We start from the raw sequence: 9,610 nt of genomic DNA, 5'->3' as shown, positions 1-9,610 counted from the left end.
GCTGTCATTGAGTCTGGGAATAGGTCATGTCTAACCACGATTACAGTCTTCGCCTTATCGTAGTTGTCCTTAGATATCTTAATAGCTGTATCTATCCTATCCTTACCACCAATTCTACCTGTGTCTGGATTAGATGGTGTAGGTGTTGTATCCTTTTTATACTTTAGTGTGAACTGGATATTTTCACTGTTTAGAGCCCTAAAGTCAGCCCCTGCCTGTGTCTGCTTTCCAGCCCAAGTATAGTTAAAGTTTATAACCTGGCCACCTGCTATATTTGTTGCCTTTCCAGAGAAGTCTCCTCTTACACTACCATTTATAGTGTATTCAGTTTCTGGACTAGATGTAGCACTGAACTTAACTCCCTTTACAGTTACCTTAAGGGTATCTTCAACGGAATTGATCGCATTAGACAACTGCTGGTAAGTAGTTATCTGATTAGCATCCTTTAGGCTAAGCTTTACTGTAGCAGTTTTGCCTACTAGGCTTGTGCTTACTATTTCAAACTTACCATTAGCCCCTTCCAAAACAGCCTGTGGATTTGATGATGTATATTCCATACCCTCTGGAAGCGTAATACTAGCTGTGAAGCTTGTATCTATATTTTCTACACTAATACCACCTGCAACTGCAGCTGAATACTGGGCTTCTAGTCTCTTTAATTCATCCTTAATAGGCTTTACATTTAAGGCACCTGTGATATCAAGTACATCCGTCTTGTTGGCCTCGTACACCTTGTCATGCTGTGTATCATTACCTATAAGTATATCTCCCTCTAGGTTGGCTGATGAGCCCGCATTCTGAGCAGGTGTTGCTGGCTGTGCTGCCGGTTGAGCCGCTGGCTGAGCTGTCGGTTGAACCGTTGGCTGAGCTGCTGGCTGTGCTGTCGGCTGTGCTGTCGGCTGAGCTGTTGGCTGTGCTGTCGGCTGTGCTGCTGGTACAAAGCAATCACTTAGACCACTAACGAATGGCTTACTTAGTGTATCAGCATTATAAGTTGTCTTTACACTGAAAAAAGAACGTCCTGTATAGAAGGTGAAGTCTCCTGTACCAGTTATAAGTTCATTTTCATATTTTGTAGCCTCTGCTAAGCTATTAGCAGTTATTGTATAAGGTATTTCAACATCTACTGTATGAGCGCTTGGATCAAGCTTGTCTGCAAGATAAAGGTCATATATACCCTTCCAGTTGACATCATTGAATGTCATCTTAAGGCTAACCTGCTTGTTATTCCTTGTAGTAGCTTCTACCTTGTTTATAAAACTTGAAGTTTCTGTTGCACTTATATTTCCAAACTGAACCTCTTCTGGGAATGTAACATCATAAGTTATATATGCTATACCAGTTTTTTCCTTATTCCATGGATAGGCACCAGCTGAAGCTGCAGTATTCATGTTAGCTTCATTGGCCTCCATAATCTTAGTTAGAGGCACCTTTAAAGTTACCTTACCCGTATAGGTAGCTGTCTCTGGGCTTGTACCACACTGGGCATCGCCACTAGTACTTACATACTGGGCTATTGGCAATTCAGCGTTTGCTGCACTTACAGGTACCGTACTTACTGCCACACTTGTTACAAGGACAGTTGACATTACCAATGACCTAAGTGCATTTCTTTTATTCTTTGACTTCATTAATTTCAAATTTATAACCCCCTTTTTAGATTACATAATTCCTATACCCTAACTATAAGAAGGGCATATTATACTCGTTCTTTTACAAATCTTTGTCGCAGCTAAATTCTTAGCTCAAGTGGTATTTCAATATTTCTATCATATTTTAAATATAATATTAATAATACTTTACCTTACCTGAAGTTATATACCCTTCTCCTTTATGTGTAAACTTTTATTTTTAATCTATCGCCTATTTTAACATTAAAAAAATAGCACGAAAACGGAATTTTTACCTTTTTCATGCTATTTTTATATTTTTTGCCTTACTTATTAAAATAGGAAAACGTATGAGATCCTATTTTTACTTTTTTTACAAAGAATTTATTTTATTAAATCACTAATAATACTTGATGGAACATATCTCTGTCCACCTATAGCAGTTAGCTTAGATATTTTTGAATCCTTTACATAGGATCTTACAGAACCATTGTTGGCTTCCTTAGTTGAAACTAGTAGGGTTGGCCTGTTATACTTACCAGATACTGGTGATATGACAAGGGCATCTGCAAACTCCTCACCTGAAGCTATATAGGCTTCCTTGCTTGCTCCAAACTTAGACTTAGCTATAGCTACTGAAGTTTCATACCTAGTGTTTCCGGCCATTCTTTCAAGAACTCTCGGAAGGTTGGCTTCTGTTGACTTAGATATAGTGTTAGTTCCACCTGCTATATAAGTCTTGTTGATATCAAGGTCTCTTATAGCATTTTGAATCTGACTTGGTACTGAATCCTTCTTAACTAGAAGTATTGGATAGCCCTCTCTTGAAGCGAAAGTTCCTACTGATAAGGCATCTGGGAATACCTGGCCTGAAGCTACTACTCCTGTGTTCTTCTTACCAGTAATTCCAACTACTCTCTTAGCTACCATTTCAGAAGTTCCATACCTATCAGCTCCTGCTATTCTTTCAACATTCTTGTCGGCATCATATGCCTTCAGTTCTTCTCTTACATTTTCAGATACAGAGTTTTGCCCACCGACAATGATTACTTCCTCAGCACCTAGTCTCTTTATTTCATCTCCAACTCTTGAGTCTAACTTGTCAGTTGGGTTAAGTAGGATTGGTGCATCCTTTAGCTTAGCCAATACTGATGCTGTCATTGAGTCTGGGAATAGGTCATGTCTGACTACGATTACAGCCTTTGACTTTTTAAAGAATTTCTTTGAGATATCTATTGCTGTGTCTATTCTGTCCCTACCTGCTATTCTAGCAGTATCAATTTTCTTTCCTGTATCAGGCTTAGAATTTTGGCTCTTTGGGTCTGTTCCCTTTGCCTTTTCCTCTACATCTGTAAATCCATCATTATCATCATCTGGGTCTATCACATCAGGTAGACCATCCTTGTCTGTATCCCTCTGAACTGTTATTTTAAAAGTCTTTGTAGTTATAGTACCTGTTTGGTCCTTAGCCTCTACGGTAACTATAAATTCTCTTGTCTCTTCATTCTTACCCCAGTCGTCTATTTTAGGACTTCCAGTAACCTTTCCATTCTTGTATTCTACACCCTTTGGAAGGTTTTTTACTCCTACATTAGCATTTGGATTGTTTGTTGTAATCGTGACTTCGGCTATCGGCTTTCCTTCTATCACAGTCTGGTCAACTATTGGATTTACAATCGTAGCGGGTATTGAGCTGACCTTTTTAGGATCTGACCCCTTTGCCTTTTCTTCTACATCTGTATAACCGTCATTATCATCATCTGGATCTGTCACATCAGGTTTACCATCCCTGTCAGTATCCCTCTGAACTGTTATCTTAAAGGTCTTTGTTGTTGTATTGCCTGAAGGATCCTTTGCTTCTACAGTTACTGTAAAGTCCCTAGTCTCTTCATTAGTATCCCAGTCATTAAGCTGTGGGCTACCACCTATCTTCTTAGTAGTTGGGTCATATGTTAAACCACTAGGCAGGTCCTTTACTTTAAGAGTTGCATTTGGATTATCAGTTGTTACAGGTATTTCAGCTATTGGCTTTCCTTCTATTACAGTCTTATCATCTATAGGGCTTATCACTATTGGTGGTACAGAGCTTGCATCTTTTGGATTTGAGCCCTTTGCCCTTTCTTCTACATCTGTATAACCATCATTATCATCATCTAGATCTGTTAAGTCAGGTATACCATCCCTGTCTGTATCTCTCTGCACTATAAATACTAGCTTCCTAGTTTCAACACTTCCGTCCTGACGTATGACATTGATTGTCTCCACAATCCTCTTTTGCTCTTCGTCCTGACCCCAGGCCTCTCTTAGGTTATATTTACCAGTGATAAGGTACTTACCATTCACCTTATTGAAGCTAAGACCCATAAGGTTTAGTTCCCTATCATCAACCTTTATCCATTCTCCATAATAGGTTGGTACAACCTCAATTTCCACAATTTGAGATGCCTCTACTATAGTCTGTTTCTTATTTACAATTGCTACCTTATCGATATCATCATCACCAAAAAATTCTGGGTCAGTTTCAGCATTTGCCACAAATGGACTAAAAACTAGATTGAAGCCTAGAATACAAGATACTAGTCCAACAGCTAGCTTTCTCGTTCCAAAGCTATGCTTTTTCAAGCCCTTTTCTTTTTTTTCCTCAATTCTCTTTTTAAAAATATCAAAATAACTCATGATTTCCCCTCCTAAAAACTCTATCGATTTAACTATTACTCTTATGTCTATTGAAATAATTTAATAACTAAGCATTTATTGTTTTTTAGTTATTTCTATATTTTATTCCCAGAAAACTTTATCCTTAATCATTTACTTATATTTAATTAAGTTGAATTTATTTTTATTTATTTAGAATATATTTTAAATAGATTAGTGTTAATATTTTTAAAGCGAAGTTATTCCAAATTTATTCACATAAAATTATATATATAAAAGAAGGTCCATACCTACTTCTGTAGCTACAGACCCTCTTCATATAATATTAGTACAAGGAATCTAATTTAATTATAGTACTACTAGTACTTCCACTTCTACTCTTGCACCCTTTGGTAATTCAGCAACTGCTACACAAGACCTAGCAGGCTTGTGGTCACCAAAGAAGTCAGCATATACTTCATTTACAGGTCCAAAATCTTCCATGTCTAGGATAAATACTGTAGTCTTTACTACATTAGTTACATCAGCTCCAATTTCATCTAGAACAGCCTTTACATTCTTTAGGGCCTGTCCTGCCTGAGCCTTTATATCCCCTTCAATTAGTAGTCCAGTTTCTGGTACTAGAGGTACCTGACCTGAACAATATACTACATTTCCTACCTTTATAGCCTGTGAATATGGTCCAACTGCAGCTGGAGCCTTATCAGTAAATATTACTTCTCCCATTTTTTCCTCCTAAATTTCTTAAAACCTATTGTCTTTTATAAACCATAATCGTGATAGCAAGTATCACCCTATAGTTAATTTTACCATAGTCTTAGTATTTTACCAATATTATCCTAAATCCAAATCCTATAAGAATTCTACCTTTATACCATTTTCAACAAAGGCAGACTTCATAGCATTTATCTGGTCAAAGTCTACAGTTTCTATAGTTACCTCAACAGTCTGCTTCTTTATATACTTACCAGTAGCTAGCTTGTCCTGGTTAATTGTAAGGACATTACCACCATTTTTAGCTATTATTGATACAAGTGTAGCTAGAGCACCTGGCACGTCTGATAGCTCTGCAACTATACTTATCCTTCTACCCTGTCTCTTAAGGGCAACGCTCATAATCCTGTAAAGCGTGTTGATATCCACATTACCACCTGATACTACACATACTACTCTTTCACCAGCAGCCGGCTTGTACTTTTCAGATAGTAGGGCTGCTGTACTGACTGCACCGGCTCCCTCACTTACTAGCTTCTGATTTTCCATCATAAATAGGATTGCTTCTGCTATTTCCTCTTCTGTCACTGTTATTACATCATCAACAAGCTTAGATATAATATCAAATGTCAAGCTACCTGGAGTCTTAACTGCTATACCATCAGCAATAGTTATATCATTGAAGGCAGATGTTATCTTACCATTTTCATATGACTTCTTCATTGAAGGTATATTGCAAGTCTGCACACCTATAACCTTTATAGCTGGGTTCATTTCCTTTAGAGCAGTTGCTATACCAGCAATGATTCCGCCACCACCGATTGGTACTATAACAGTATCAACATTACCATTTAGCTGTTCATATATTTCTAGGCCTATAGTTCCCTGACCAGCAATTACATACTTGTCGTCAAAAGGATGTAGGAATGTAGCTCCTGTCTGGGCCTGTATTTCTATAGCCTTGGCATAGGCGTCATCATATACTGTTCCGTTTAGAATAACCTCTGCACCATAGCTCTTAGTTGCAGCAACCTTTGATACAGGTGCATTGGCAGGCATACATATAGTAGCCTTAATACCAGCATTTTTTGCTCCTAGGGCTACACCCTGGGCATGGTTACCAGCACTTGATGCTATAACTCCGCAAGCCTTTTCTTCATCAGTAAGGTGGGCTATCTTATTGCAGGCACCCCTTATTTTAAATGAACCTGTTCTCTGTAGGTTTTCACACTTGTAGAATACCTGTGCACCTGTTTTTTCAGATAACCTAACGTTTTCAAGTAGGTCAGTCTTCAAAACCACGTCTTCAATTATGCCTCTAGCTTCTTTTACATCTTCTAATGTTACTCTTTCCATCTTATTACCTCTTTTCTCCTGGAGAATTATACAAACACCCTCCCTATTTTATAGGAACTAAAAAAAAGTCCTACAGTTAGGATAATACTACTATAGGACGAAAATTTCAATATTAAATTTGAATTTTTATAAAAAATTAACAAAGTTATAAATTTAATATCTAGATATTAAAACTTTATCTGTTTTATTTTCAATAGTTAAGACCACCCTAGACTAGTTATGTCTATTTTTTCTTTATTGATCTGATAGTGGCCTGCTTCTTAGTAATCCTCTTACTACTTGATTCCCTCTTGTCCTTTGGCTTGGCCTGTTCATGTCCCGGGAAAAATATTTTAGGATTTTCGTTGTTCTTTTTATATATAGTAAACTTACTACCTATAGCCTGAACAAACTCAGCTCTTATTTCTGTGCATATAGCATTCGCTGCTTCCTTGGCCTCTATACCAGCATTATCCAGTATCGTTACCTTCACTAGCTCTCTAGCTCTTAGCTGGTCCTCTAGCTGGTCTAGAAAGTCCTGTGTGATGCCTTCCTTACCTATCTGGCTAGTAGGCTTAGTCGTATTGGCTAGTGACCTTAGGTAGGCCCTCTTCTTGCCATTTAACATTTAGCTTCCTCCTTTTTAAATTCAAGCCTGGTCTATGCCAGACTCACCATAAAACATCCTAGTTATAGAATTCAAACTCTAACTCGTATATCTTGACGGTATCTCCATCCTCTATGCCCGCTTCTCTTAGCATATCAAATACTCCCTTGGCTTCCATCTGGGCTTGGAAGAACTGTAGTGATTCCATATCATCAAAGTTTACTGAGTACATGATACGTCTCAATTCCTTACCTGTAACTACATAGATTCCATCTTCATCTACCTCTATCTTTAGACCTGCTTCATCATCTACATCAAGCTCTGGCCTGTACATTTCTTCCTGACTAACTAGTTCAACCTCTTCAACCTCATTAAGTAGCTGGCTTACCCTGTCTATTAACTGATCTACACCATCCCTAGTTGCAGCTGACATCTTGAATACCTCATATCCCTTTTCTTCCATAGTTTTCTTGAAGTTTTCATAGATAGATTCATCAAATAATAAATCAGACTTGTTGGCAACTACAAGCTGAGGCCTTGTAGATAGTCTTTCATTATATAGTCTTAGCTCTTTATTTATCTTTTCAAAGTCGTCGATAGGATCCCTGCCCTCTATGCCTGAAATATCAACTATATGAACCAATACCTTAGTTCTTTCTACGTGTCTTAAGAAGTCATGCCCTAGTCCTACTCCGTCAGCAGCCCCTTCTATTATTCCAGGTATATCAGCAATTACAAATGACTCTCCATGGCGTGTCTGCACAACACCCAGGTTAGGAGTAAGGGTAGTAAAGTGGTAGTTTGCTATCTTTGGCTTGGCAGATGTAACCACTGAAAGGAAGGTAGACTTACCTACATTTGGAAAGCCCAATAAACCTACATCAGCTATCATCTTTAACTCGAGTGTAATCCATCTTTCCTGGCCGTCTGTACCTGATTTAGCGAAGGCAGGAGCCTGTCTAACCGCATTTGCAAAGTGCTGGTTACCCTTACCACCATAGCCACCCCTGGCTACTACAGCCTGGTCTCCAGCCTTCTTTAGGTCAGCTATAATTAGGCCTGTCTTTTCATCCCTGATGACAGTTCCTTCTGGTACACTCAAAATTAGGTCTTCACCGTTTTTTCCTGCACGCTTCTTCTTGGATCCGTCTTCACCGTGTTGGGCAGAATACTTCTTCTTATACTTAAAATCCATCAAGGTCCTAAGTCCTGTATCAGCAACCATAATTATATTGGCACCCCTGCCTCCATCGCCACCGTCTGGACCACCTGCTGGTACGTACTTTTCCCTCCTAAAGGACACTGCACCATTACCACCATTACCTGCCTTGACAAATATTCTAGCCTTGTCTATAAACATTCTTACACCTCCTTTTTAAAAAATGGGCTATCGAAAATTCGATAGCCCATCATCTGTATTATTCAGCGATTTCTACTGGATATATACTTACTTTCTTTCTCTTCTTGTCTAATCTTTCGAACTTAACTTTTCCATCAACAAGTGCGAATAGAGTATCATCTCCACCCTTTCCAACATTTGTTCCAGGATGAATCTTAGTTCCTCTCTGTCTAACAATGATAGAACCAGCAGTTACTGTCTGACCATCAAATCTCTTAACACCAAGTCTTTTAGAAATCGAATCTCTACCATTCTTAGAAGAACCAACTCCCTTCTTAGATGCAAGAAGCTGTAAATTCATTTTTAACATCTGGAGTCACCCCCTACTTTTCATATATTTTTATATTTTTTGGATATTCTCTACTAATTTCCTCTAATGTACGTTTTAAGTGGTTTAATAAGAGCTGGGACCTTTCTATATCCTCCTCCTTTATAAAGGCGGCTATAAAACCTTCCTCTGCCTCTTGGACCTCAAAACCCACATTTTGTAGCTCTTCTAGTGAATTGACAACCCCGATTGAATTAGTCGTGGCAGCCGCACATACTATGTCGTATCCAAATTCGCCATAATTTGCGTGACCCTTCAATTCAAAGCCCTTAATTTTAAATTCGTCATTATAATAAAATGTTACTTTAATCATGATGACTATGCGTTGATCTTTTCAACTACGATCTTAGTATATAGCTGACGATGACCGTTCTTTCTTCTGTAGTCTTTCTTTGGCTTGTACTTATAAACGATTATTTTCTTAGCCTTGCCCTGTTCTACGACCTTAGCCTGAACAGATGCACCTTCAACTACAGGAGTACCTAACTTAAGTTCACCGTTGTTTACTGCTAATACTTCATCTAAAGTAACAACATCACCTTCGTTAGCCTCTAGCTTTTCCACGAATAGAACATCACCTTCAGAAACCTTATACTGCTTTCCTCCAGTCTTAACTATAGCGTACATAATACACCTCCTTGTTCTCAAACTCGCCGGGTCAGGTATCTACAAAGTAGAGTTTTTTGCCAAGCACTGCTTATGCGTGCAGCCACCTTTACCGTGCGGCAATTACTCATATAGTATACTAAATAGAGATTTCAATGTCAATAATTTTTATCCTATTTTTTTATTTTATTTTAAAAAAAGGCTGTAGATTTGTTACAGTCCCCAAAAGGGTTGTATAATATTTAGCGTTGGTGAGAGAAAAAATTCTCTCCCAACGCTAAATTTTTTGCAAAAAAATAGGAACACACATCAAATCTCGTGTATAATTTAAATCGCACAAAATAAAAAACAAGGAG

8 protein-coding genes and 1 pseudogene are annotated in these 9,610 nt (G+C 38.2%); all 9 read right to left on the bottom strand.

Annotated features, from left to right (window positions below):
• A pseudogene (locus ACW6OJ_RS06190) lies at positions 1-1,631 on the bottom strand (hypothetical protein); the annotation flags it as partial.
• Positions 1,632-1,994: 363 nt separating this feature from the next.
• Positions 1,995-4,286 carry a cell wall-binding repeat-containing protein gene (locus ACW6OJ_RS06185; protein WP_456096045.1) on the bottom strand — a complete coding sequence of 764 codons (2,292 nt, stop codon included), beginning with the start codon at positions 4,284-4,286 and terminating at the stop codon, positions 1,995-1,997.
• Positions 4,287-4,613: 327 nt separating this feature from the next.
• On the bottom strand, positions 4,614-4,991 hold the full coding sequence (locus ACW6OJ_RS06180; protein ID WP_293429229.1) for a RidA family protein: 378 nt from the start codon (positions 4,989-4,991) through the stop codon (positions 4,614-4,616).
• Between the two features lie 126 nt (positions 4,992-5,117).
• Positions 5,118-6,335, bottom strand: a complete 1,218-nt coding sequence (ilvA, locus tag ACW6OJ_RS06175) for a threonine ammonia-lyase (protein ID WP_455104862.1) — start codon at positions 6,333-6,335, stop codon at positions 5,118-5,120.
• A 223-nt stretch (positions 6,336-6,558) separates the two neighbouring features.
• Complete coding sequence (locus ACW6OJ_RS06170) at positions 6,559-6,942, bottom strand: YhbY family RNA-binding protein (RefSeq protein ID WP_456096044.1); 384 nt, start codon at positions 6,940-6,942, stop codon at positions 6,559-6,561.
• Positions 6,943-7,000: 58 nt separating this feature from the next.
• Complete coding sequence (obgE, locus tag ACW6OJ_RS06165) at positions 7,001-8,281, bottom strand: GTPase ObgE (RefSeq protein ID WP_456096043.1); 1,281 nt, start codon at positions 8,279-8,281, stop codon at positions 7,001-7,003.
• A 58-nt stretch (positions 8,282-8,339) separates the two neighbouring features.
• Positions 8,340-8,630 (bottom strand): 50S ribosomal protein L27, encoded by a 291-nt coding sequence (rpmA, locus tag ACW6OJ_RS06160; RefSeq protein WP_036763352.1) that lies wholly within the window; start codon positions 8,628-8,630, stop codon positions 8,340-8,342.
• 13 nt (positions 8,631-8,643) lie between these two features.
• Positions 8,644-8,961, bottom strand: a complete 318-nt coding sequence (locus ACW6OJ_RS06155) for a ribosomal-processing cysteine protease Prp (RefSeq protein WP_293429219.1) — start codon at positions 8,959-8,961, stop codon at positions 8,644-8,646.
• Positions 8,962-8,966: 5 nt separating this feature from the next.
• The gene (gene rplU / locus ACW6OJ_RS06150) at positions 8,967-9,275 is read right to left on the bottom strand and encodes a 50S ribosomal protein L21 (protein ID WP_293429217.1); all 309 of its coding nucleotides are present in this window, start codon (positions 9,273-9,275) and stop codon (positions 8,967-8,969) included.
• Positions 9,276-9,610 lie beyond the last annotated feature (335 nt).

It is taken from the genome of Peptostreptococcus sp., assembly GCF_977045075.1.
This window is presented reverse-complemented; position numbering and strand designations above follow the sequence as displayed.

Coding starts and splice junctions, on each gene's coding strand:
- ACW6OJ_RS06185 (WP_456096045.1), bottom strand. CDS start 4,286: ATGAGTTATTTTGATATTTTTAAAAAGAGAATTGAGGAAAAAAAAGAA.
- obgE (WP_456096043.1), bottom strand. CDS start 8,281: ATGTTTATAGACAAGGCTAGAATATTTGTCAAGGCAGGTAATGGTGGT.
- ilvA (WP_455104862.1), bottom strand. CDS start 6,335: ATGGAAAGAGTAACATTAGAAGATGTAAAAGAAGCTAGAGGCATAATT.
- ACW6OJ_RS06155 (WP_293429219.1), bottom strand. CDS start 8,961: ATGATTAAAGTAACATTTTATTATAATGACGAATTTAAAATTAAGGGC.
- rpmA (WP_036763352.1), bottom strand. CDS start 8,630: ATGTTAAAAATGAATTTACAGCTTCTTGCATCTAAGAAGGGAGTTGGT.
- rplU (WP_293429217.1), bottom strand. CDS start 9,275: ATGTACGCTATAGTTAAGACTGGAGGAAAGCAGTATAAGGTTTCTGAA.
- ACW6OJ_RS06170 (WP_456096044.1), bottom strand. CDS start 6,942: ATGTTAAATGGCAAGAAGAGGGCCTACCTAAGGTCACTAGCCAATACG.
- ACW6OJ_RS06180 (WP_293429229.1), bottom strand. CDS start 4,991: ATGGGAGAAGTAATATTTACTGATAAGGCTCCAGCTGCAGTTGGACCA.